This is a genomic window from Nonomuraea soli (genome assembly GCF_013761175.1).
GTDB classification, from domain to species: Bacteria; Actinomycetota; Actinomycetes; order Streptosporangiales; family Streptosporangiaceae; genus Nonomuraea; species Nonomuraea soli.
Genome location: NZ_JACDUR010000009.1, coordinates 377,455 through 399,682, shown reverse-complemented (window position 1 = coordinate 399,682; position 22,228 = coordinate 377,455). Strand labels below are relative to the sequence as shown.

Below are 22,228 nucleotides of genomic sequence, written 5' to 3'. Positions count from 1 at the left end.
GAAGCCTTTCTTTTAAGAAAGTTTCCTAAATATTTGTCTGGATCGTAGGCTCGCTCGCCGTGGCCGACAAGGCCCAATTAGACGGATCCGCGAAAGGTCTGCCGATAGGCCAGCGGCGAGACGCCGACGGCGGCGTGCAGGTGCTGGCGCAGCGAGACGGCCGTGCCGAAGCCCGCGCGCCTGGCGACCTGGTCGACCGGCAGGTCGGAGCTCTCCAGCAGGTGGCGCGCGTGCTCGACCCGCTGCTGGATCAGCCACTGGGCGGGACTCAGCGCGGTCTCCTGACGGAAACGGCGCGTGAAGGTGCGCACGCTCATCCGCGAATGCCTGGCCAGCGCGGCCAGGTCGAGCGGCTCGTCGAGGTGCTCCAGCATCCAGGCGCGGGTCGCGGCGGTGCTCGGGCCCGTCGCGGGCGGCAGCGGCCGCTCGATGAACTGCGCCTGGCCACCCTCGCGCCACGGCGCCATCACGCAGCGGCGCGCGGTGCGGTTGGCCACCTCGACGCCGTGGTCGCGGCGCACGACGTGCAGGCACAGATCGAGCCCGGCCGCCACTCCCGCCGAGGTCAGCACGTCGCCGTCGTCGACGAACAACACGTCGGGATCGAGCCGCACCCGAGGGAACAGGGCCCTGAACCGGTCGGCGTCACGCCAGTGGGTCGTCGCCGGGCGGCCGTCGAGCAGTCCCGCGGCGGCCAGGACGTAGGCGCCGGTGCAGATCGACATGATCCGCCGGTGTCCCTGCAGCGCCTCGCGCAACTGCGCGGGGATGACGCCTCGCTCCAGCACGCCGCCGCTGTGCACCCCTGGCACCAGGACCGTGTCGGCCGTGGCCAGCACCTCCAGGCCGTGGTCGGGCAGGATGCTGTAGCCGCCGCCCGTGCGCACGGGCGCGCCGCCGATCGAGCAGGTGACCACCTCGTAGAGATGCTCTCCCGCGGCGTCTCGCGCGGCCCAGAAGATCTGGCCGGGAGTGCCGAGGTCGAGCGTGGCGACGTCGTTGAGGGCGACGACGGCGATGCGGTGCGCCATGGCCCGATTCTTACACATGTTGGCTTTCTGGCCACTCGTGGCTTCCCGGCCCGCTCCTCCAAGATGTCCGCATGCGCATCCATCGAGCGTGGTTCGTGGCCGCCGTCGCCTTCGTGGCGATCCTCGGCGCCGCGGGCTTCCGTGCCACCCCCGGCGTGATGATCAACCCGTTGCAGGCCGAGTTCGGCTGGTCCAAGGGGACGATCTCGCTCGCGGTCTCGATCAACCTGGTCCTCTACGGGCTGACCGCCCCCTTCGCCGCCGCGCTCATGGACCGCTTCGGCATGCGCCGCGTCGTCAGCCTCGCGCTGCTGCTGGTCGCGCTGGGCAGCGGGCTCACCGTGTGGATGACCGCCTCGTGGCAGCTGCTGCTGTTCTGGGGCGTGTTCGTGGGGCTCGGCACCGGGTCGATGGCGCTGGTGTTCGTCGCCACCGTGACCGACCGCTGGTTCGTACGGCACCGCGGGCTCGTCACCGGGGTGCTGACCGCCGGGGGAGCGACCGGGCAGCTGATCTTCCTGCCGGTCCTCGCCCACCTGGCCGACGGGCCCGGCTGGCGGGTGGCCTCGATCGCGGTCGCGGGGGCGGCGCTGGCTGTGGTTCCCCTCGTCTGGCTGCTGCTGCGCGACCGGCCCGAGGACGTGGGCACCACCGCCCTGGGCGGTGGTCCCGTGACACCCGCACCCGCACCCACCGTGAACGCCGCGGTCCGCGCCCTGTCGGTGCTGGCCAAGGCGGCCAGGACCCGGCCCTTCTGGTACCTCGTCGGCGGCTTCGCGATCTGCGGCATGAGCACCAACGGGCTCGTCGGCACCCACTTCATCCCCGCCGCCCACGACCACGGCATGACCCAGCCGGTCGCCGCCGGGCTGCTCGCCCTCATCGGCGTCTTCGACATCGCCGGCACCATCGCCTCCGGATGGCTGAGCGACCGCGTCGACCCCCGGATCCTGCTCGGCGTCTACTACGGCCTGCGCGGGCTCAGCCTAATGGTCCTGCCCTCGCTGTTCTCCGCGACGGCCGAGCCGAGCATGCTCGTCTTCATCGTCTTCTACGGCCTGGACTGGGTGGCCACCGTGCCGCCGACGGTCGCGCTGTGCCGCAGGATCTACGGCGCGGACGGCGCGGTCGTCTTCGGCTGGGTCTTCGGCTCCCACCAGGTCGGCGCCGCCATCGCGGCCGTCGGAGCCGGGCTGACCCGTGACCACCTGGGCGCCTACGATGTGGCCTGGTTCGTCGCGGGCGGGTTGTGCCTGCTGGCGGCGGGAATGTCCCTGGCCATCAAGACCGTTGGAAAGCCCCGTGATGATGGTTCTGCCGCTGGTCGTCCGGATCGAGCGAACGAGTCCGCCGCAGCGCACTGACGCGCTGGAGGCGGCGGCGATGGCCGTGCTCGGGCTGCTGGCCGATCCGGGGGAGTGGGCGGGCGAGGTCGAGGTCTGGGAGTCGACCGGCAGGATCCGCAAGGTGGTGCGCAGGGCACGCGGCGCCGAGTGGGAGCGGGCAATCGCCCTGCCCGGCCGTACGATCGTGCACCGCAGCGCCGAGGTGCGGGTGCACCCGCCGGTCCCGCTCGACGACTGGCCGCGCGACCTGGCCAGGCTCCAGGTGTCGGGCACCCAACTCGACGACACCGCCGAGTACGGCGAGCCCGCCGGCGTGCCGGTGTTGTGGGAGAACCCGGCGCTGGAGATGTCGGCGGGCAAGGCCATGGCCCAGGCGGGACACAGCGCCCAGCTGGCGTGGTGGGCCACCTCCGAGCGTGACCGCCGGGCGTGGCAGGCCGGCGGTCTGGCCGTGGCCGTACGGCCCAGCCCTGACTTCGGCAAGCTCGCCGACTCCGGGCTGCCGGTGGTGCGTGACGCCGGGTTCACGGAGATCGCGCCGGGATCGGCCACGTTCGTGGCGGACGCGCCGTGGCTCAGATCGTGACGATGTCGGCGTAGACGCCGTGTTCGGTCATCCTGGCCGGTGACGGGCTGTCGTAGACGACCATGACACGGCCGTCGGGCAACAACGTCAGCCCCTCCGGGTGATCACAGCCTTCGCCGTAGGGCAGCTCGGCGAGAACCTGAAGGTCGTCGACGAGATCGCGCTGCGTGCGAGGGTTCCAGCGCACCAGCCTGACCGGGCCGTCGAGATCCATGCTGGGGCCGGTGAGCAGGAGCAGGTCGTCGCCGAACGGGCACATGTCGCGCACACCCAGGCCGCCCAGGTCCAGGAAGTGCTTGCGGTAGGGGCGGCGCAGGCGCATGCGGGCGCCGTCGACCTCGGGATGGATCTCCAGCACCACCGCCCAGCCCCGCAGCACGGGACCGCGCAGGCCCAGGTGCACGCCGTGGCGGGTGACGGCGATGCCCTCGATGTCGAGGCCGTTGTCCTTGCCCGGCAGGGCCAGGAAGGGCGCCAGGTGGGGGTCGTCGCGCAGGTGGTAGGCCAGGTTCTCGGTGCGGCCCGACATGATCGCGCCCTTGGCGGGGGAGTTCGTCGCCGCGTCGAGCGGGAGCCGTACGAGGACGAACCGGTTCTCTTCGCGCAGGACGGTTGCCAGCCTCCGGATCCCCTTGTCCGGGTTTCTGGTGGTTTTGACCCTGCGGCGCTTGAGGCTGTGCGAGCCGATCGCCCACAGATGCCCGTCGTGTCGGGCCAGCCCCTCGATGTCCGCCTCGGCGTCAGGATCCGCCGGGAGGTCGACGAAATCGGCCAGCCGGAAACCACGCTGAGCGCCGAAATGATCGCCCGTCCAGGTCAGATGCTCGATCGTGGCGGTCTCGTCACCCGCCACCCACAGGCCCGTCTTGTCGCGCCGGATCGCCGACAGGTTCGTGTGCGTGCGGCTGTCGCGAGAAGCCTGATCGAAGCGGAGTTCCACCTGGGTCACCTCGTCATGATGACACTTCGGATACAGGCTGGGCGGCTTGCGGTGATATGCCGTACGCTCCCGATCGTGCTTGATGGGGAAGGTGGGACCGTGCGTTCCTCTGTCGTTTCGCCGCGCCGTCCCTCCCCTCCCAAGCGGTCGCTCATCGGAGATCTGCCGATGAGGCTGATCTACCGGGGGCTCGCGGCGGCCGTAGTGCTGGCCGTCGCGGTGTTCTTGGTGCTCCCGTCCGGTCCGGACGAGGACAAGGCTGCGCCGGTCGCCGCGCCATCGGCGATGCCCACCTCGTCCGCGACCGCGGCGGGGGGCGCGGTAGCCGTACCCGCGACGTCGCCGGCGCCCTCGCCGCCGCCCTCGCCCGCGCCGCGTCCGACCCCCACGCCCGGCGCCTCCCTCGCCCCCGGCTACACCGCGATGGAGGCCTTCTACGCCGACAGCCGAATCGCCAAGCTGCCGTCCCGGCTGTCGATGAAGGCCGTGCGCCCGTACAAGGCCACGCTCAAGGACCGCGAGTCTGGCCTGGTCGTCCCCGCCCTGGCCAAGCCGTGGAAGAAGTACGGCTCCGGCCCCTACACCTCCAGGCAGGTCATCCGCGGCACCACCGCGGCCATGCTCGTCACCGCCCCCGTGCCGATCCAGGTGCAGAAGGAGATGCGCGACACCGCCCTGCTCGCCGCCCGCTGGACGCTCAGCCGCCACCCCCGCGGCGCGGCGATCACGCGGTGGATCGCCTCCAAGCCGATGCCCAAGGGCTGGATGCTCGTCTACCAGGTGAAGTACGGCAAGCGCACGGCCCTCGACGCCGTCGTCGTCATGGACGGAGGCTCCTACAAGCCCGGACTGGCCTTCGTCACCGTGCCTGACACGCGCAAGGCGCAATGGGGACAGGTCGCCCGCATAGCCGCGGGGGTGCGTGGACTAGGCTAGATCTTGATCTAGGGGGTGATCGCCGTGGAACGTTCGGGACAGCCGGCGCAGGATGGGGACAAGGACAAGCCGAAGCCGCCATGGCGGGCCGAAGGTCTGCCGGGCACGCCCGGCGGCGGGCGTCCGAAGATCAACTGGTGGCGCTTCGCGCTGACCCTGCTGGTCGTCTACGCGGCGTTCTTCCTGATCTCGTCCTTCTTCGACGGCGATCCGCCCGAGACGATCTCGTACTCACAGTTCATCAACCAGGTCAACGCCAAGAACGTCAAGGACATCTCGGCGCAGGGCTACTCCGTGACCGGCGTGCTCAAGACCGCCGCGCAGGACCCCGACAGCGACAACAAGTCCTACACGAACTTCGTCACCGAGATCCCGGTCTTCGTCGACGACACCCAGCTCATGCAGCAGCTGACCAACTCGGGCGTGGAGATCACCTCCGAGCCGATCAGCACCAACCGCGGCGTCTTCTGGAACCTGATCCTGTCCCTGCTGCCGCTCCTGCTCCTGGTCGGGCTCTGGGTCTGGATCATGCGGCGCGGCGCCTCGATGATGGGCGGCGGCGGAGGCCTGGGCGGCCTGGGCAAGTCGAAGTCATCCAAACCGGTCGAAGCCGCCAAGGTGCGCGTCAACTTCGAGGACGTCGCCGGCATCGACGAGGTCGAGAACGAGCTCGTCGAGATCGTCGACTACCTCAAGGACCCCGGCAAGTACCGCCGTCTCGGGGCCAAGCTGCCCAAGGGCGTGCTGCTCGCCGGTCCTCCCGGCACCGGCAAGACCCTGCTGGCGCGCGCCGTCGCCGGCGAGGCCAACGTGCCGTTCTTCTCGGCCAGCGCCTCCGAGTTCATCGAGATGATCGTCGGCGTCGGCGCCTCCCGCGTGCGCGACCTGTTCGAGGAGGCGCGCAAGGTCGCCCCCTCGATCATCTTCATCGACGAGATCGACGCCATCGGCCGTGCCCGCGGCGGCAACTCCGGCATCGGCGGCCACGACGAGCGCGAGCAGACGCTCAACCAGATCCTCACCGAGATGGACGGCTTCTCCGGCGGCGAGGGCGTCATCGTCATCGGCGCCACCAACCGTCCCGAGGTGCTCGATCCGGCCCTGCTGCGCCCCGGCCGCTTCGACCGCACCGTCATGGTCGCCCCGCCCGACGCCAAGGGCCGCGTGGCCATCCTCGAGGTGCACACCCGTGGCGTCCCGCTCGACGGAGACGTCTCGCTGGACCAGCTCGCCAAGACCTCGCCCGGCATGACAGGCGCCGACCTGGCCAACCTCGTCAACGAGGCCGCCCTCCTGGCCGCCAAGCGCGGCAAGGAGAAGGTCTCCATGGCCGACTTCGCCGACGCCCTGGAGAAGCTCCAGCTGGGTACGGCACGCAGCATCGTGATGCCGGAGGAGGAGCGCACCAGGACCGCCTACCACGAGGCGGGCCACGCGCTGCTCGGCATGCTCCAGCCCGGCGCCGACCCGGTGCGCAAGATCTCGATCATCCCGCGCGGCCGGGCGCTGGGCGTCACCCTGTCCACGCCCGACACCGACCGGTACGCCTACGACTACAACTACCTGCGCGGGCGCATCATCGGCGCGCTGGGCGGCATGGCGGCCGAGAAGGTCATCTACGACGTCATCACCACCGGCGCCGAGAACGACCTGGAGCAGGTCACCATGATCGCTCGCGGGATGGTCGGGCGCTGGGGCATGTCAGAGAAGATCGGGCCACTGACGATCATCCCGTCGGAGGGCCCTCCGCAGGCCGCTCCCGCCACCCTGGCGGCGGTCGACGACGAGGTGCGCCGGATCGTGGACGAGTGCTACGAGCAGGCCGTGCGGTTGCTGATGGACAACCGCGACAAGCTCGAGGCCATCGTGGTGGCGCTGCTGGAGCACGAGACGCTCGACGAGGCGGCGGCCTACCGGGCGGCGGGGCTGGGGCGCGCTTCGTAGGCCGGGGCCCTGGGGTGCTTTGTAGGCCGGGGCCCTGGGGTGCTTTGTAGGCCGGGACCCTGCGGTGCGGCGGGGCTGGGGGGCGCTTCGTACGCCGGGGCGCTGGGGTGCGGCGGGTTGCTGCAATTCTCACAGCCGTGTGTGCAGGATTGTTGCAGCTTTTGCTCGCGCCGTTGACACCTTTTGACGGACGCCTTTAGGGTCGATTAAAGGTTGCGGAAAGCGCTTTCCATCCTTGTCGCCGAGCGAGAGCTGCCTGGCCCGCAGCGCCTCCGGCGAGCCCTGATGCCGCCGCCCCCGCGGCATCCTCTTACGGTCAGGAAGGCGAGACCAGATGAAACGAGCAGCGGCTTTACGGCTCACGGCAGCGCTGGCCACAGCCGCCGTCACCGGCGTGGCAGCCGTGGCCCTCCCGGCGCTCCAGGCCACGGCGGCCGTCGGGACCGCCACCGGCTACGCGTCGAGCAACGGCGGAACCACCGGCGGCGCAGGCGGCCAGACGGTCAAGGCCACCACCGGAACCCAGATCCACGCCGCCCTCTGCGGCCGCGCCAGCAGCAGCACCCCGATCACCATCCAGGTCGAGGGCACCATCAACCACGGCAACACCGCCAAGGTCTCCGGTGAGAGCTGCAACACCGCCGCGGGCGTGATCGAGCTCAAGCAGATCAGCAACGTCACCATCGTCGGTGTCGGCGCCGGGGCCGTCTTCGACCAGGTCGGCATCCACATCCGCGAAGCCAGCAACATCATCATCCAGAACGTCACCGTCAGGAACGTCAAGAAGTCGGGCTCGCCCACCTCCAACGGCGGCGACGCCATCTCCATGGAGAGCGACGTCCGCAACGTCTGGGTCGACCACGCCACCCTGCTTGCCTCGGGCGGCGAGTCCGAGGGCTTCGACGGGCTGTTCGACATGAAGGACAACACGCAGTACGTGACCCTGTCCTACAGCATCCTGCGCAACTCCGGCCGCGGCGGGCTCATCGGCTCCAGCGAGAGCGACCGCAGCAACGGCTACGTCACCTTCCACCACAACCTGTACGAGAACATCGACTCGCGCACGCCCCTGCTGCGCGGAGGCATCTCGCACATCTTCAACAACTCCTACGTCAGCCTGAACGAGTCCGGCATCAACTCGCGTGCCGGCGGGCGGGCCAAGGTGGAGAACAACTACTTCAAGGACTCCAAGGACGTCCTGGGCACCTTCTACACCTCCGAGGCGGGTTACTGGCAGGTGGCCGGCAACGTCTTCGACAACGTGACCTGGTCCAGTCCGGGCACCGACTTCAAGCCCGCCGGGCCCAACCCGCAGTCGAACACCACCGTCAGCGTGCCGTACTCCTACCGTCTCGACGGGGCCTCCTGCGTGCCGAACATCGTGCGCCAGACCGCGGGCGCCAACACGGGCCTGCGAGTGTCGGACGGCAGCTGCTCGCCCACGACACCGTCACCCACGCCGACCTCGTCGTCGACGCCCACCGCGACTCCCACCGCGACGCCCACTTCCACGCCGACCGCGCCCCCTGGGGGCACCAACCTGAGCATCGGCGCGGGCTCGGACGGCTCCAGCAAGGCCGACGGCACCAGCTACGGCAACGTGCGCGACGGCAACCTGGCCACGTACTGGTCGCCGGTCGGATCGACCGGGTCGGTGTCGATCAAGTGGAGCTCGGCCAAGTCGATCTCCGGGATCGTCATCCGTGAGGCGTCGGGAGCGGCGGGTGTCATCGGGTCGTGGCAGGTCATCAATGCCGACACGGGCGCGGTGCTGAAGTCGGGGACGGGGGCGGGGGCGATCACCTTCGCTTCGACGTCGCTGGCGAAGATCACGTTCAAGATCGTGAGCGCGAACGGGACGCCGAAGGTCGCCGAGTTCGAGACCTACGCGTAGCTGGGGTGGTGGTGCGCGGGTGGCCCGGGCTGGCACGTAGCCGGGTCCGCCCGTGGTCCGCTTCTCCGGCCACGGTTCCGCGACCTCCGCGCAGCTCGGTCCGCAGCCACGCATAGCGACACGGCTGCTGTCGGCCCGAGGCCCGCCTGGCTCCTCTCGCTGCGCACAGCCGCTCCCCTCCGTGGGTCCGCTCCGCCTCCGTCAGGCCACTTCACCCCGCACGGCCACTTCACCCCGCACGGCCACTCCACCCCGCACGGCCGCTCCACCCCGCACGGCCGCTCCACCCCGTCAGGCCACTTCACCCCGTGAAGCCGCTTTAGCCCGTGGGCCGTCGATCCCGACGGCCCCACATCCGCCTGGTGCCGGATGCCTGGTGCCGGATGCCTGGTGCCTGCGGAATCTTTGCCCTAAACGGCATTTATCCCGATTTACCGCCGGGAAGCTCCCCCTCGTGAGCCTCAACGATGAACTTCTTCAGCAATTGGGCAACTCCGGCCTTGAGCAGATCGCAGGCCTGCTCGGCACGGACGTCTCCACAGCCAAGCAAGCAGTCGAAGCCGCCGCGGGCACCATCGTCGGCGGCATGGCGGTCAACGCCGACCGCCCGGAAGGCGCCGAAGCGCTGCGCTCGGCCCTGGACGACCACGTCACCAGCGACCCGTTCAACTCGGACGTGTCCTCGGTGACCCGCGACGGCCAGGGCATCCTGGAGCACGTCCTCGGCGAACAGGGCACTCAGCAGGCCGCGGCCGGCATCTCCCAGTTCGCCGGGATCAACATGGGCACCATCGCCAAGCTGCTGCCTCTCCTGGCACCGATGGTGATGTCCCTGCTCGCCAACCGCGCGAGCAAGCAGAACATGGACGCAGGCGCGGTCGCACAGGACCTGAACAAGGAAACCACCGACATGTCGAGCGGCGGCCTGGGCGACCTCCTGGGCGCCATCCTCGGCGGCAGCGGAGGCGGCGGCCTCGGGGACCTGCTCGGCGGCCTCCTCGGCGGCGGCTCGCAGCAGCAGTCCGCACCGCAGCAGTCAGCGGCCCCGGCGACCGAGCAGCGCCAGCCGCAGTCGGCGCAGGGCGGGGGCGGCTCCAACCCAGACTGGTGACGGCGACGCGAGGCCAGGGCGGGCCACCTGAACCACTCACACCCACACAACCCGCCCAGGCCCCCGCCGCACCCACGCGCTCCCGCACCCACGCGCTCCCGCACCCACGCGCTCCCGCACCACGCGCCGCAGGCCCTCCCTTCGCACCAGCGCCTCCTCCCTTCCCACCTCGGTCTGTGCCTCCATCCCGGTAAACTGGCCAAATGATCGTCCTCGCCTCCGCATCACCCGCCCGTCTCGCTCTCCTGCGCAGCGCAGGAATCGACCCGAAGGTGATCGTCAGCGGCGTCGACGAGGAAGCCCTGTCAGCCCCCACCCCCGCCCAACTGGCCCTCCGCCTCGCCCAGGAGAAGGCCCGCAAGGTCGCCGCCGACCTCTCGGGCGCCGTCGTCATCGGCTGCGACTCCATCCTCGAACTCGACGGCCGGCCGTACGGCAAGCCGGGCACCCCCGAGGTCGCCGCCGAACGCTGGCGCCTCATGCGCGGACGCACCGGCCGCCTGGTCACCGGCCACTGTCTGATCGACACCGCGACCGGCCGCGAGGTCTCGGCGGCGGAGTCCACGGTCGTGCGCTTCGCCACCCCCACCGACGACGAGATCGCGGCCTATGTGGCCACCGGCGAACCCCTCGCCGTCGCCGGCGGTTTCACTCTCGACGGCTTCGGCGGCTGGTTCGTCGAGAGCATCGACGGTGACCATGGAAACGTCCTGGGGATCTCCCTGCCCAGGGTGCGCACCCTGCTCGACGAACTCGGCTACGCGGTGACCGACTTCTGGCGCTAGGTTTCTCCGCATGCGCGACTTCTTCAGCGGTGTGGGCTTCTTCTTCCAGGGCATCGGCTGGGTGGCCAAGCACGGCCGGTGGTGGCTGTTCGGGCTGATCCCCGCCGTGATCGCCTTCGTCGTGTACGTCGTGGCGCTGATCTTCCTCGGCCAGTACGCCTTCGAGATCGCGGACTTTCTCACCCCCTTCGCCGACTCCTGGAGCTGGCGCGACACTTTCCGCACCATCATGGGCGTGATCATCTTCATCGGCGGCCTCGCCCTGGCAGTGATCACCTATGCGGCCCTGACGCTCGCCATCGGCGAACCCTTCTACGAGCGCCTCTCCGGCGAGGCCGACCCTCTGCCCGACCACGAGGAGAAGCCGTGGTGGCGCACCCTGCCGCGTTCGATCCGCGACAGCCTCGTCACGCTGCTCTACGTCCTGGCCTTCACGATCCCGCTCTTCGTCCTCGGCTTCATCCCGGTCATCGGCCAGACCGTGGTGCCGGTGATCGGCGCCATGGTGTCGGGCTTCTTCCTGAGCGTCGAGCTCACCACGCTGGCCCTGGAGCGCCGCGACCTGCCCCGCAAGGCCCGCATGGCACTGCTGCGCAAGAACCTGCCGCTCACGCTCGGGTTCGGGGTGCCCATCTTCCTGCTCTTCCTGGTACCGCTGGTGGCCGTGATCGCCATGCCCGCCGCCGTCGCGGGCGCCGCCCTGATGGTCCGCGGCCGCCTAGCTCCCCGCTGACATCTCGCGTACGGCCAGCCCCACTCAACAGCCCGCCCCGTCCCTCGCCCACACTCCACCATTGCCGTACGGCGAAGCCACGAGTTTTCCACAGCCCACCCCCTCGCCCGATTCCTCCCACCCCAACCCCCGGCATGCTCCCGTCCATGTCCTCCGCCAACACCGCAGAGACCCTGCTCAACCTCACCGCACCCCCCGACATCCTCGCCGCGGTGCCGTACCTCCTGGGCTACCACCCCACCCAAAGCCTCATAGCCCTCGGCCTGTCCCGCCGCCAGGTGCAGATCGCGGCCCGCTGGGACCTCCCCCTGTCCCCGCACTCCCTCGCCCCTTTTCCCGCCATGCTCGCCCGCGAGCGCATCACCGAGCTGATCATCGTCGGCTACGGCCCAGGCTCCCTGGTCACCCCCGCGGTCGACACCATGCGCGAACTGGCGGCCAAGGCCGGCGTCCCCGTGGCCGAGGCCCTGCGCGTGGAGGAAACCCGCTTCTGGTCCTACCTCTGCGACGTCCCCGCCTGCTGCCCGATCGAGGGCACCCCCTTCGACATCACCACCACCCAGGTAGCCGCAGAAGCAACAGTCCAGGGCCTGGTGGCGCTCCCCGACCGCGCCATGCTGGAAGCGACCCTCTCGCCCGCCACCGGCCCCATCCGCCTGGGCATGCGCCGCGCGACATCCGACACCGCCGCAATCTTGGTGTCCCGCCTGGTCGACTGCCGCAACCCCGACCGCTTCGCCGACGAATACGTCACCGAAGCCCTGACCCGCGTGCGCGCCGCCATGACCTCACCCGAACGCCTGACCGACCGCCAAGTCGCCGAACTGGGCTTCGACCTGGCCATCATCCGAGTCCGCGACGAGGCGTGGACGTGCATGCAAGACGCCCACCTCCCGCTGTGGCGAGACCTCACCCGCCGCCTGGAACCCAGATTCGTCCCCCCAGCGGCTTCACTGCTCGCCATGGCAGCCTGGAGATCAGGAGACTGCGTCCTGGCCGCCATCGCTCTCGAACGCGCCCTGCGCATCGACCCCACGTACTCGATGGCCCACCTGCTCCGTCACGCCCTGGAGCAACTCCTGCCACCCAAGCTCCTCACCGACCGCCTGCCCACCTCATCCGACCTCGACGCGGCCATGGGATCGCCCAAGCAAACCTGGCTCATCCCCCTGCTGGGCCTACTCGACGACCAGCCCTCGGACGACCCTCCATGATCACACGCAAGACCAAAACGACGGACCGGGAGCAACGAGACACCAACAAGGCACCAACCAGCCCAAAGCCGCCAATCAGCCCAAAGCCGCCAACCAGCCCAAAGCCGCCAACCAGCCCAAAGGTGCGAAGCGCAGCCCTCCTCCTCAGCTCCCGTCGCCACTCTCCGGCCGCTTGTACGCACGCATCCTCGCCGGATACCCGGTCAGATTCACGTCATAAACAGGCAGCCCGAGGTTGTGCGCCACCTTGCGGATGACAGCAGGGGCTCCCACCCGACGCCGGGTCCACTCACCGTCGTCGGCCACTGCAACGGCTGTCGTGTCGGTCGCGAAGGTCTCAGGCTCGACATAGAACTCAACGCCACGCCTCGACTTGGCGAAGGCGATAAGCGCCTCGATGTCGGCGTCCGTCGCTTCGCGGTCGAACTTGGCGACCTTGGGCCCGCGCAGCCGACGCAGGCCGTAACGGTCTCGCCATCTCATGACTCCTTTTTATACCGTTCAGCCGCCCGTCGCGTCGGGGCTGTTCTCCGGGTCAGCTCCGGGTTCGCCCCGATGCCGCACATCCCGAGGAGATTGCAGGATGAAGTCAGATCACTCCATCCGAAGGGGAAGGCGTCATGGCGGGCACACCTATGAGGACCGGGCAAGCACCCGTGGAGCAGCTTCGCGTCACGAACCAGGACCGCGAGCACGTGGTGGAGCACGTCAAAGCCGCCTATGCCGAGGGCCGTTTCGACGAGCTGGAGTTCGAGGACCGTCTGGAGCGCGCGATGACCGCGCGCACCCACGGCGACCTGATGCCCATCATGTCCGAGCTGTACGGCCCGCGCGGCGTCCCCATGCCCAGGCCTGTCCCGCCACGCGCGACCCCTGCCCGCATGCACACGGGTCCCACCGAGAGCCCCGAACGCCTGGCAGCCTCGGCAGCCCACGGCCTGGCCGCCATCGGCTTCCCCATCGTCGGCCCCCTGATCTTCCTGCTCACCGGCGGCAAGACGTCGCCGTACATCCGCCAGCACGCCCTGGAGGCTCTCAACTTCCACCTGACGGTGATCGGCGCGTCGATCCTGCTCCCCATCACGGTGGTGGGCGTCGTCCTGCTGCCGGTGATCTGGGTGGCCGCGTTCGTCCTGTCGATCGCAGGCGCCGTCTCGGCCCTGACGGAGGGCTCGTTCCGCTACCCCATGACGCTTCGCCTGGTGAAGTAGCACAGACCCGACCTGCCAAGGCCAGCCCCCTCGGGCCGCTGGAGCACCAGCCCGGCCGAGCGGGACCGGTCTGGGGCCCAGCGCCGAGCGGGACCAGTGCCGAGCGCGGGACCAGTGCCGAGCGCGGGACCAGTGCCGAGCGGGGGACCAGTGCCGATGCTCGGCATCCCCTACCGGTCCCTCCCATCTCGGCACCGATCAACCGACGCGGGCCCCGCTCCCAGCCCATTCTTCGCCCCCAGCAGCTCGCAGCCGCTATCCCAGATCAGCCCCCTCGTTGTCAGCCGATGCACCCGCAACCAATTCCCCATCGATCGGTTCCAGGACGAAGACCGGGATCTGGCGCTCAGTCCTGAGCTGGTAGTCCGCATAGTCCGGATAGGCGTCGACCGCCCGGCGCCACCACAGTTCCTTCTCCTGCCCGAACACCTCCCGCGCCCGATAGCCCCGGCTGGCCGTACCGTCCTGCACTTCGACCAACGGTTCGGCGACCAGGCTGGAGTACCACTGCGGATTCCTTGGCGCGCCTCCTTGGGAGGCGACGGCGGCGTAGTGCCCCTCGTGCTCGACCCGCATCAGCGGCGTCTTGCGGATGCTGCCGGTCTTGGCGCCACGGTAGGTCACCAGGACGGTCGGCAGGCCCTTGATGGTGACGCCGTCGGTGGTGCCGGTGCGCATGATCTGCTCAACATGCTCGCGCACCCAGGCGGACGCGCTCGGCTCGTAGGTGCCCGCGAGAGCGCTCACCCGGTTGGCGGCGTCCGGGTGAGAGGTCGGCTCGGTCTCGAGGGGAGCGCGGTTCTGTACGGCACGCGGACGTCGGCTGTCCACGTTGGCGGTGAGGGTGTTGAGGAGCTCGGGGAGGGCTGAGACGGTCTCGGGCGGCAGGCCGACGACGGTCTCCTCTGCCAGGGCCAGCCACAGGTCCTTGATCTGCTCGGTCAGAGCCCTGCCGCTCTCCGTGAGCTCGACGACGGTGGCGCGCTTGTCCGCAGGGGTGGGAACTCGACGGATATGGCCGGTGGCTTCGAGCTTGCGGGTCATGAGGGTGACGCTGGGAGGTTCGCAGCCGAGGGCGTCGCTCAGCTGGGCCTGGATCATGGGGCCGGTTCGGGCGAGTTCGAGCAGGAGCGCTTCCTGGCCGGTGTGCAGGCCTAGAGGGGCGAGCAGGGTTGCGGCTCGGGCGCGGTGGCGCAGGCTGAGGAGGCGGATGGCCTGGTTGAGAGCGTCGGCCTGGGCGAAGTCCATGATCTCTCCCGTTTGATTAGTTATGCGAATAACATTATGCACATAACTATTCAGCTGCAAAGGAGAGGCGCTGATGTGCAACCAATGGTTGCGTATTCGAGCGTGTGTGCGATAGCGTCACACGCAACCAAAGGTTGCGTATCACGGAAGCGGGAAGCGTCATGGAGTTCGGCAGCATCGAGCGACAGATTCATATCGACGCATCGCCCGAGGTGGTCTTCGAGGTCGTCAGCCGGCCGGAACACATCTCGCAGTGGTGGACCGACGACGCCGACGTGGATCCGACGCCGGGCGCCGTGGGCGAGTTCGTCTGGGGCGACAGGGTCAACGTTCTGCCGATGACCGTCGTGGACGTCGATCCGCCGCGGTTGTTCTCGTTCCGCTGGTGCTATCCCGATGGGAAGGTCGACGACTCCGTCGAGTCCCTGCTGGTCACCTTCGAGCTGACCCCCTCTGGTGGAGGCACGTTGGTGCGGCTCACCGAGACCGGGTTCCGCGAGATGGGGTGGGAGGTCGCCAAGCTGGAGGAGCAGTACCACGAGCACGTCGTGGGGTGGGACACCTTCGTGCCCCGGCTCGGGGAGTACGCGGAGGGGCTGGTGGCGAGTCGATGAGCGTCGTTGTCGACGACGATCTCTGGACGGCAGTCGGGGATCCGACACGTCGGCGCATGCTCGATCTGCTGCTGGCCGAGGGCGGGGGCACCGCTACGAGTCTCAGCGAGCGGTTGCCCGTGACACGCCAGGCGGTGGCCAAGCATCTCGGCGTGCTCGACCGGGTCGGACTGGTGCACGGCTCAGCCGCCGGGCGTGAGCGCCGGTACCGGGTGGACGAGGTGCAGCTCGCTCGCGCCGTGGCGCAGCTGGCGTCGGTGGGAGCGGCTTGGGACGCCAGGCTCCGGCGCATCAAGCGGCTCGCGGAGGCGATCCAGCGGCGCGTGGATTCGCGTGGTGCGGGTTCGCGGGACGCGGAGGTGCGTGGCGCGGAGGTGCGTGGCGCGGAGGGCCCGAGGTGAGGACTCGTAGCCGGGGTGCGACATCTGGGGTGCGCGAGCGGAGGGTCGCGCAGTGAAGACCCGCATGATGCGCATCCCGGCTGCGTGCGCGATCCGTAAAGGCAGCGACTGATGTCGCGCGATTCAGCCGAAACAGACACTGGAAGAGAGAACGAGATGGTGGACATCCTGCACAGGGTCGGAATCAAGTCGTCCACGACCGAGGTCTACGACGCGTTAACCACCGCCGAAGGGCTGGCCAAATGGTGGGCGACCGACACACAGGGAGAAGGCGGCGACCTCGGGGGTGTGCTGCGGTTCCGGTTCGAGGCCGGCGGCTTCGACATGAAGGTGCTGGAGCTTCAGCCAGGGGCGCGTGTGCTGTGGGAAGTGGTCGACGGGCCCGCGGAGTGGGTCGGGACGCAGGTGCGCTGGGAGCTCAGCCAGGCCGATGACTACACCGTCGTGCTGTTCAAGCATGCGGGGTGGAAGGAGCCGGTGGAGTTCATGCACCACTGCAGCACCAAGTGGGCGCTCTTCTTGATGAGCCTGAAGTCGCTCGTCGAGACGGGGGAGGGGGCTCCTGATCCTCGGGATGTCAAGATCGACAACTGGAACTGATGTCTGAGAGCCATGCGCTCCCGCCTCTGCTGGCCTTCTCGCCTCCGCTGGCCCTGCTGGCGGAGGCGGACTGGCTTGGGCGGTCGTGGCATGGGGTTGTGTCGGGGTGGGGGTGTCGGGGCACTGCCAAGCGAGGGCACTGCCAAACGAAAGAAGCGCCAAGCGAGGGAAGCGCCAACCGAGGGCGGGGTGGGTTGTGGGTGGCGGATGTTGTCCGTGGCGGGTGTCCGCGGTGGCGAGTGTTCATGGCGGCGGGTGGCCGAAGGTAGCTGCTGCGTGCTGTGGGGCAGCGTGTGCTGGAGTGGTGATGTGCGGGGAGTGGCTGCGTATCGAGGTGGCGTCCTGAGGCGACCCCGGTGCGTCCTGAGGCGACCCCGGTGCGCCAGGGGCCATGCCAGGAGGTGCCATGGGCCCTGAACTCGCGAGCCTGGTCCATCAGGTGCGAGCGTACCCCGGAGAAACGTCGGAGGCGGTGGCGTGCGGGGCTGTGGGGGAAGGGAGGCCGCACGCTCGGCTTCGTTACGAGGCGAGGACCTCGTACTTGACGGTCATCACGCCCGCGCCCGTGTCGCCGATCGCGTCGAAGGCGGCCTCGGACAGGTCGAGGCAGCGACCGCCCACGTAAGGACCGCGGTCGTTGATGCGTACGGTGACCGACTCGCCGTTGTTGGGGTTGGTGACGCGGACCTTGCTGCCCAGGGGGAGGGACTTGTGGGCGGCGGTCATGGCCGTGGGGTCGAACTGTTCGCCGCTGGCCGTCATCTGGGGGTCGCCGTAGAAGGAGGCGCCGCAGGTGCCGGTGGAGATGACTCGCGGACCTGATGCCTCGGACTTCTTGCTCTTGGTGGCCTCTGAGGTCTTGGGCTTGGGGGATGTGCTCGGCTTGGGCTTGCTGGAGGCGCTTGAGGACTTGGACGAGTCCGATGAGTCCGATGAGTCCGGCGACGCTGGTGAAGGCGATGAGCCCGAGGAGTTGGCCGGCGTCGACGTCGAAGCTGTTGGCTTGGAGGTGGACGGCTGTGCGGGGGTGGGGGAGACGGCGACGCGGGACCCTGCGGTGGCCATGGTGTTCGTCGACGATGTGGTGCTCAGCGAGGCCCAGGCGGCCGTTGATGCGATGGCGAGGGCGGCGGTGCCCGCGGCGACGGCTGTCCAGCGGCGCTTGCCGGGAGCGAGCAAGCTCTTGCGGGAGGGCAGGCTCTTGCGGGAAGGCGTGCGAGAAGGCTTGGCGGAATGCTGGCCCAAGGGGAACCACGGGTCCTAGGTCGGAGACAGGGTCACGGGACCGAGGCCGGAGAGGGGTGCGCGTCGGCCAGTCCCAAGGGCGGGCAAAGCGGGGCCCGCGACTGGTTGAACCTATGCGACGAATAGCCGACAAAGGCAAATTAAAGGTACGTAAGGTGACATATGCCACTTTGCCTGAGTGGTCGTCGCGAGTACTCGACACTAGAGGGGGGATCTTGTGATTTCTGGCTAACCGCTTACTTCGGTTGGGTTCGTGCCGATGAGGAGGACGGTCGGATGGAGACGACTGCCCAGTGGTATAGGCGCTTTGCGGCGGAGGAGGTGCGGGGGCATTCGCCGCGGTACGAGCAGCTGGCCTGCGAGGTCGCCCACCACGCTGAGCTGCTGAAACTGCTTGATGAGTTGCCTGAGATGAAGCGTCAGCCGAACCTGCTGTTCGGGGCTGTGCGCTATGCGGGCGGGACCGTCGAGGACCGGGACGTCGTCGAGTGGATCGTCGAACACTGGCGCCGGGTACGCGCGATCATGCTGGCTCGCCGTACGCAGACGAACGAGGTCGGGCGGTGTGCCACGCTTTATCCGATCCTCGCCTCGATCCCTGGGCCGCTGGCGCTGATCGAGGTGGGGGCGTCGGCGGGGTTGTGCCTCTTTCCTGATCGTTACCGCTACAGCTACGACCAGGGTGAGGCGCTCGGGCCGCAGGACAGCCCGGTGGTGCTGGAGTGCCGCACGACTGGGCCGGTGCCGTTGCCTGGTGGGCCGCTCGAGGTGGTCTGGCGGGCGGGGCTCGACATCAATCCGCTCGACGTGCGCGACGCCGAGGAGATGCGGTGGCTGGAGTGCCTCGTCTGGCCTGAGCAGGAGCACCGGCTGCGGCGGTTGCGGGCTGCCGTGCGGGTGGTGGCCGCGGAGCCGCCGCGCATCGTCGCCGCCGATCTCAACGACGGCCTTCGTGCGCTGGTGGCGCAGGCGCCCGAGGGGGCGACGGTGGTGGTGTTCCACAGTGCTGTCATGCCGTACCTGTCCTTGGAGGAGCGGGAGCGGTTCACCGGGACTGTGCGTGAGCTGCCGGTGCGGTGGATCTCCAACGAGGGCACTGCCCGGCTGCCCGAGCTCCTGGAGCGGGCCGGAGGCGCCCTGCCGCAGGATCGGGCGGGGTTCCTGCCCTCGCTGGACGGGCGCCCGCTGGCGGTGGCAGGGCCTCATGGGCAGTGGCTGCACTGGCTTGGTTGAGTGAGACGCGGGGGGAGTGACTCCAGGTTGGAGGCGGGGCGGTGTAGGCCTGAGGTGTTCGAGGGCGGGCCACGTTCGGGAGTTGGGCGACGATGGATGGGGGAGGGCTCGGGGTTCGGGGAGGGCGGGCCAAGCTCGCGAGTTGGCGGCGATGGCTCGATAAGGGGCTCGGGTCGGGTCGGTGTCCGTGGGTGGGTCCGTCAAGGGGTGATCATCAGTCTGTGCTGTTCTGACATGTCGTGATCTGCTGCCATCACCATGAGCACGCGAGGCATTACCGTGCGCGCATGATTAAGACAATCGCGGCCATTTCCGGAATGCTGGTGATAGCCGGGCTTCCAGCCCCCTCGTTCGCGGCCACCGTCGAAGAGGTCCACGCCGGCGATCTGGGCCCCGGAGGCCCATGGCTCAGGCTGCAGGACGACCCCAACAACGCCGGCCGGCCGCCGGGCGTGCACGAGGTGGCCGCCTTCACCGATCCGGTCCGCTTCAACGGCAGCCTGCATCTCCGCCTCGGTGGCGGCGAACAGGCGCAGGCCGCCCGCTACTTCGTGCAGGGCGGTCAGATTCAGCACATCCCGCTCGCCCGGATCGCCGCGTCGCCCGTGTCCTACGACACGTACGTGAACAGCGCCGCGTCCACCGCCACCGGGGTCGCCCCCAGCCTGCAGCTGCCGATGTTCTGCGGCGGCCAGTTCACCACGCTCAGCTTCCAGCCCCAGCTGGCCGGCGGGGTGAAGCCGGACGAATGGCAGCACTTCACTTCGACGGGCTCCTCCATGTGGCGTACCTCCCGGGCCATCGCGGGCGTGGCGGCCGGAGGCGACGCCACCTTCGACACCTTCGTCAACGCCTGCACGGGGACCGACGACGGGGCGATCGGCGTGATCGCCAACATCGGCCGGCTGGGCGACGCCACCGCCACGCTCGACACCTATGTCGACAATCTCACCCTGCTCGGCACCACGTACGACTTCACCACCGGCCGGAGCGCGCGCATCGACCTCAAGCTCCCGCGCCGCACCGACCTGGGCGGCCCCGCGGCCAAGGGCACGCTCCGGCTCACCAATCCCGCCGGAGGGCCGCACTATCGCGATGCCTCCGTGCGGCTGAGCGTCACCGGGTACGGCATCACTCCCGGCAACCTGCGCCTGAGCTGGAACGGCCGGCCGTTGTCACTGACGCGCACGACGAACGGCTCGCTGGGCGGCTCCGTGCCGCTGCGGCAGGCGGGCACGACGCCGCGCGTGTTGATGTCGTCACGTCCGGTGGAGCTGGCACCGGGGGACGGCACGACGGCGGCTGTGCGCCTGAAGGTCTCCGACGGCGTATGGGGAAAGCTGGTCGTCAAGGCCGAGCTGCTGGCCGAGGGTTATCGGCCCGACCAGCCGACGGGCGTGAGGGCCGGCGCCACGACGCGGGTCGTCATGGCGGCTTCCTCGGGCGGCTCTCCCCCGAACGGGGTCACCGGGAAGAAGAAGCGTCGTGCCTGCCGTACCGGTGTCGGCACCGCCCGCGCCTGCGCACGCGACTGAACCGGTCGCTGCCGCCGACGCGGCGCGGACGCTCGCCTCTCCGCGGTCTCGGTGATCAGAGCATCAACGATCTGACGGTCTCGACGGTGTCGGCCTCCTCGGCGCGTTTGTCGGGCCGGTAGCGCAGCACGCGGGCGAACCGCAACGCCATCCCGCCGGGATACCGCGTCGACCGCTGCACCCCGTCGAAGGCGATCTCGACCACGAGCTCGGGCCGTACGTTGACGGTCCACTCGTCGGTCGGCCCGTCGGCGATCTCGAGGAAGCGCCCCGTCTGCCAGGCGAGCAGCTCGTCCGTGAGCCCCTTGAAGGTCTTGCCGAGCATGACGAACCCGCCCGTCTCGGGGTCGCGGGCGCCGAGGTGCAGGTTCGACAGCTTGCCCTCGCGCCGCCCGTGGCCCCACTCGACGGCCAGCACGACGAGGTCGAGCGTGTGGCGGGGCTTGACCTTGATCCAGCCGGCGCCGCGGCGGCCGGCGGCGTAGACGGACGAGGGCGCCTTGACGACCAGGCCCTCGTGGCCGGCCTTCACGACCTCGGTGAACCACGCCTCGGCCTGGGCGACGTCGTCGGTCACCAGGCGCGGGGTGATCAGCGAGGAGGGCACGGCACGCGCCAGCTCCTTCTGACGGTCGGAATAGGGCAGGTCGAGCATGTCCTGGCCGTCGATGCGCAGCAGGTCGAAGAAGTAGACGCTGAGCGGGGTGCTCTCGCGCAGCCGGGCGACGTCGATCTTGGTGGAGACGCGGGACGCGGTGACCTGGAACGGGTGCGGGCGGCCGTCGGGGCGCAGCGCGATGACCTCGCCGTCGAGCACCAGATCCTGCGACGGCAGCCCGAGCACGGCCTCGACCAGCTCGGGCACCTGGTCGGTGATGTCGTCGAGGGTGCGGGTGAAGACCCTGACCACCTCGCCGAGGCGGTGGGTCTGGACGCGGATGCCGTCGAGCTTCCATTCGAGGGAGGCGGGGCCGCCGATCTTCTCGAGCGCGGCGGCGACGTTGGGGGCGCTGCCCGCGAGCATGGGGGCGACGGCGCGGCCGACCTCGAGCTTGAACGCGTGGAGCTCCTCGACGCCGCCCGACAGCGCCGCGGCGCCGACCGCGGGCAGCCAGCCGCGCAGCGTCAGGGCGCGGCGCACGTCGGCGGAGGGCGCGCCGGAGGCCTTGGCGATCGCCTCGATCATGACACCGTCGAGTGCTCCCTGGCGGAGCTCGCCGCTGAGCAGGCGGGTGAGGAAGGACTGTTCCTGGCTGGTGACGGCGGAGAACAGCTCGTGGACCAGGGCCTTGCGGGCGGCCTGGGAACCCTGGCCGGAGACGGCCTTGATGCGGGTGAACAGGGCGTCGACGTCGGTGAGGGTCGCCGTGGCCACCAGTTTGGGTGCGGGAAGTTCCTGGAGTGAGCGATAGCCCACGCCGATCTGGCGTTGGGGCAGCTCTCCGGAAAGGTAGGCGATGGCGATCTCCGCCTCCTCGGGGCCGACCCTGCCGAGCAGCTCGGCCAGGTGGCCGACCTTGCCCAGCCGCGCGGAGGTCTGGGCGACCGCCTGCGACACGCGTACGACGTCGATGAGAAGCACATGGCCATCGTGCCTCATCCGACCGACAGTTGTCCCTTC

The 22,228-nt window shown here is 69.5% G+C and carries 22 protein-coding genes; 16 read left to right on the top strand and 6 right to left on the bottom strand.

All coding sequences use genetic code 11. The features are described from left to right. Positions 1-77 precede the first annotated feature (77 nt). Positions 78-1,031 carry a GlxA family transcriptional regulator gene (locus tag HNR30_RS40940; RefSeq protein ID WP_246380135.1) on the bottom strand — a complete coding sequence of 318 codons (954 nt, stop codon included), beginning with the start codon at positions 1,029-1,031 and terminating at the stop codon, positions 78-80. A 71-nt stretch (positions 1,032-1,102) separates the two neighbouring features. Between HNR30_RS40940 and HNR30_RS40935 the strand changes: the two genes are divergently transcribed. After that, positions 1,103-2,395, top strand: a complete 1,293-nt coding sequence (locus tag HNR30_RS40935; RefSeq protein ID WP_181615555.1) for an MFS transporter — start codon at positions 1,103-1,105, stop codon at positions 2,393-2,395. After that, positions 2,337-2,963: a peptidyl-tRNA hydrolase gene (locus HNR30_RS40930; RefSeq protein ID WP_181615660.1), complete on the top strand. Its 627-nt coding sequence runs from the start codon at positions 2,337-2,339 to the stop codon at positions 2,961-2,963. The genes HNR30_RS40935 and HNR30_RS40930 overlap by 59 nt, the downstream gene beginning before the upstream one ends. On the opposite strand, the gene HNR30_RS40925 is transcribed toward HNR30_RS40930, so the two are convergent. Continuing rightward, positions 2,953-3,912, bottom strand: coding sequence for a DUF3616 domain-containing protein (locus HNR30_RS40925; RefSeq protein ID WP_312895007.1), 960 nt, complete (start codon positions 3,910-3,912; stop codon positions 2,953-2,955). The two genes, HNR30_RS40930 and HNR30_RS40925, sit on opposite strands and share 11 nt — an antisense overlap. Positions 3,913-4,002: 90 nt before the next feature. Here HNR30_RS40925 and HNR30_RS40920 point away from each other — a divergent pair, with 90 nt between their 5' ends. The 7 genes from HNR30_RS40920 (at position 4,003) to HNR30_RS40890 (ending at position 12,520) form a co-directional block, all read left to right on the top strand. After that, on the top strand, positions 4,003-4,839 hold the full coding sequence (locus HNR30_RS40920) for a hypothetical protein (RefSeq protein WP_220134628.1): 837 nt from the start codon (positions 4,003-4,005) through the stop codon (positions 4,837-4,839). A gap of 24 nt (positions 4,840-4,863) precedes the next feature. Continuing rightward, the gene (gene ftsH / locus HNR30_RS40915; protein ID WP_181615553.1) at positions 4,864-6,783 is read left to right on the top strand and encodes an ATP-dependent zinc metalloprotease FtsH; all 1,920 of its coding nucleotides are present in this window, start codon (positions 4,864-4,866) and stop codon (positions 6,781-6,783) included. Positions 6,784-7,117: 334 nt separating this feature from the next. After that, complete coding sequence (locus tag HNR30_RS40910; protein ID WP_181615552.1) at positions 7,118-8,677, top strand: pectate lyase family protein; 1,560 nt, start codon at positions 7,118-7,120, stop codon at positions 8,675-8,677. A gap of 454 nt (positions 8,678-9,131) precedes the next feature. Continuing rightward, positions 9,132-9,788, top strand: a complete 657-nt coding sequence (locus HNR30_RS40905) for a DUF937 domain-containing protein (protein WP_220134567.1) — start codon at positions 9,132-9,134, stop codon at positions 9,786-9,788. 203 nt (positions 9,789-9,991) lie between these two features. Continuing rightward, on the top strand, positions 9,992-10,573 hold the full coding sequence (locus tag HNR30_RS40900; protein WP_181615551.1) for a Maf family protein: 582 nt from the start codon (positions 9,992-9,994) through the stop codon (positions 10,571-10,573). A 10-nt stretch (positions 10,574-10,583) separates the two neighbouring features. After that, positions 10,584-11,306, top strand: coding sequence for an EI24 domain-containing protein (locus HNR30_RS40895; RefSeq protein WP_181615550.1), 723 nt, complete (start codon positions 10,584-10,586; stop codon positions 11,304-11,306). Between the two features lie 146 nt (positions 11,307-11,452). Next, positions 11,453-12,520, top strand: coding sequence for a DUF4192 domain-containing protein (locus HNR30_RS40890; RefSeq protein ID WP_181615549.1), 1,068 nt, complete (start codon positions 11,453-11,455; stop codon positions 12,518-12,520). Positions 12,521-12,664: 144 nt separating this feature from the next. Here the strand turns inward: HNR30_RS40890 and HNR30_RS40885 are convergent, their stop codons facing one another. Then, positions 12,665-13,003 (bottom strand): hypothetical protein, encoded by a 339-nt coding sequence (locus HNR30_RS40885; RefSeq protein ID WP_181615548.1) that lies wholly within the window; start codon positions 13,001-13,003, stop codon positions 12,665-12,667. A 173-nt stretch (positions 13,004-13,176) separates the two neighbouring features. On the opposite strand from HNR30_RS40885, the gene HNR30_RS40880 reads away from it, so the two are divergent. Beyond that, positions 13,177-13,731, top strand: a complete 555-nt coding sequence (locus tag HNR30_RS40880) for a DUF1707 and DUF4870 domain-containing protein (protein WP_312895006.1) — start codon at positions 13,177-13,179, stop codon at positions 13,729-13,731. Positions 13,732-13,986: 255 nt separating this feature from the next. On the opposite strand, the gene HNR30_RS50510 is transcribed toward HNR30_RS40880, so the two are convergent. Next, entirely contained in the window at positions 13,987-14,979 is a 993-nt protein-coding gene (locus HNR30_RS50510) for a nitroreductase/quinone reductase family protein (protein WP_181615546.1), read from the bottom strand. A 161-nt stretch (positions 14,980-15,140) separates the two neighbouring features. On the opposite strand from HNR30_RS50510, the gene HNR30_RS40870 reads away from it, so the two are divergent. From HNR30_RS40870 to HNR30_RS40860, 3 genes are all read left to right on the top strand, one after another. After that, positions 15,141-15,593 carry an SRPBCC family protein gene (locus HNR30_RS40870; RefSeq protein ID WP_181615545.1) on the top strand — a complete coding sequence of 151 codons (453 nt, stop codon included), beginning with the start codon at positions 15,141-15,143 and terminating at the stop codon, positions 15,591-15,593. Continuing rightward, complete coding sequence (locus tag HNR30_RS40865) at positions 15,590-15,994, top strand: ArsR/SmtB family transcription factor (protein WP_181615544.1); 405 nt, start codon at positions 15,590-15,592, stop codon at positions 15,992-15,994. Before HNR30_RS40870 ends, HNR30_RS40865 begins: the two co-directional genes overlap by 4 nt. A gap of 111 nt (positions 15,995-16,105) precedes the next feature. Next, a complete protein-coding gene (locus HNR30_RS40860; RefSeq protein ID WP_246380134.1) occupies positions 16,106-16,594 on the top strand; it encodes an SRPBCC family protein in 489 nt (162 codons plus the stop codon). A gap of 519 nt (positions 16,595-17,113) precedes the next feature. Here HNR30_RS40860 and HNR30_RS50505 read toward each other — a convergent pair. Continuing rightward, positions 17,114-17,401 (bottom strand): septal ring lytic transglycosylase RlpA family protein, encoded by a 288-nt coding sequence (locus HNR30_RS50505; RefSeq protein ID WP_181615658.1) that lies wholly within the window; start codon positions 17,399-17,401, stop codon positions 17,114-17,116. On the opposite strand from HNR30_RS50505, the gene HNR30_RS50500 reads away from it, so the two are divergent. The 3 genes from HNR30_RS50500 to HNR30_RS40840 all read left to right on the top strand — a co-directional run bounded on the left by HNR30_RS50500 (position 17,388) and on the right by HNR30_RS40840 (position 20,607). Continuing rightward, positions 17,388-17,858 (top strand): hypothetical protein, encoded by a 471-nt coding sequence (locus tag HNR30_RS50500; RefSeq protein ID WP_181615676.1) that lies wholly within the window; start codon positions 17,388-17,390, stop codon positions 17,856-17,858. The two genes, HNR30_RS50505 and HNR30_RS50500, sit on opposite strands and share 14 nt — an antisense overlap. 257 nt (positions 17,859-18,115) lie before the next feature. Beyond that, positions 18,116-19,072 carry a DUF2332 domain-containing protein gene (locus tag HNR30_RS40845; protein WP_181615542.1) on the top strand — a complete coding sequence of 319 codons (957 nt, stop codon included), beginning with the start codon at positions 18,116-18,118 and terminating at the stop codon, positions 19,070-19,072. A gap of 287 nt (positions 19,073-19,359) precedes the next feature. Next, positions 19,360-20,607 carry a hypothetical protein gene (locus tag HNR30_RS40840; protein ID WP_181615541.1) on the top strand — a complete coding sequence of 416 codons (1,248 nt, stop codon included), beginning with the start codon at positions 19,360-19,362 and terminating at the stop codon, positions 20,605-20,607. Between the two features lie 55 nt (positions 20,608-20,662). On the opposite strand, the gene HNR30_RS40835 is transcribed toward HNR30_RS40840, so the two are convergent. Further along, positions 20,663-22,189 carry an ATP-dependent DNA ligase gene (locus HNR30_RS40835; protein ID WP_181615540.1) on the bottom strand — a complete coding sequence of 509 codons (1,527 nt, stop codon included), beginning with the start codon at positions 22,187-22,189 and terminating at the stop codon, positions 20,663-20,665. Between the last annotated feature and the right edge of the window lie 39 nt (positions 22,190-22,228).

Excerpts from the sequence above, each read along its gene's own strand:
- HNR30_RS40940 (WP_246380135.1), bottom strand. The coding sequence starts at position 1,031 with ATGGCGCACCGCATCGCCGTCGTCGCCCTCAACGACGTCGCCACGCTC.
- HNR30_RS40935 (WP_181615555.1), top strand. The coding sequence starts at position 1,103 with ATGCGCATCCATCGAGCGTGGTTCGTGGCCGCCGTCGCCTTCGTGGCG.
- HNR30_RS40930 (WP_181615660.1), top strand. The coding sequence starts at position 2,337 with ATGATGGTTCTGCCGCTGGTCGTCCGGATCGAGCGAACGAGTCCGCCG.
- HNR30_RS40910 (WP_181615552.1), top strand. The coding sequence starts at position 7,118 with ATGAAACGAGCAGCGGCTTTACGGCTCACGGCAGCGCTGGCCACAGCC.
- HNR30_RS40900 (WP_181615551.1), top strand. The coding sequence starts at position 9,992 with ATGATCGTCCTCGCCTCCGCATCACCCGCCCGTCTCGCTCTCCTGCGC.
- HNR30_RS40895 (WP_181615550.1), top strand. The coding sequence starts at position 10,584 with ATGCGCGACTTCTTCAGCGGTGTGGGCTTCTTCTTCCAGGGCATCGGC.
- HNR30_RS40890 (WP_181615549.1), top strand. The coding sequence starts at position 11,453 with ATGTCCTCCGCCAACACCGCAGAGACCCTGCTCAACCTCACCGCACCC.
- HNR30_RS40885 (WP_181615548.1), bottom strand. The coding sequence starts at position 13,003 with ATGAGATGGCGAGACCGTTACGGCCTGCGTCGGCTGCGCGGGCCCAAG.
- HNR30_RS50510 (WP_181615546.1), bottom strand. The coding sequence starts at position 14,979 with ATGGACTTCGCCCAGGCCGACGCTCTCAACCAGGCCATCCGCCTCCTC.
- HNR30_RS40870 (WP_181615545.1), top strand. The coding sequence starts at position 15,141 with ATGGAGTTCGGCAGCATCGAGCGACAGATTCATATCGACGCATCGCCC.
- HNR30_RS40865 (WP_181615544.1), top strand. The coding sequence starts at position 15,590 with ATGAGCGTCGTTGTCGACGACGATCTCTGGACGGCAGTCGGGGATCCG.
- HNR30_RS40860 (WP_246380134.1), top strand. The coding sequence starts at position 16,106 with ATGTCGCGCGATTCAGCCGAAACAGACACTGGAAGAGAGAACGAGATG.
- HNR30_RS40845 (WP_181615542.1), top strand. The coding sequence starts at position 18,116 with ATGGAGACGACTGCCCAGTGGTATAGGCGCTTTGCGGCGGAGGAGGTG.
- HNR30_RS40840 (WP_181615541.1), top strand. The coding sequence starts at position 19,360 with ATGATTAAGACAATCGCGGCCATTTCCGGAATGCTGGTGATAGCCGGG.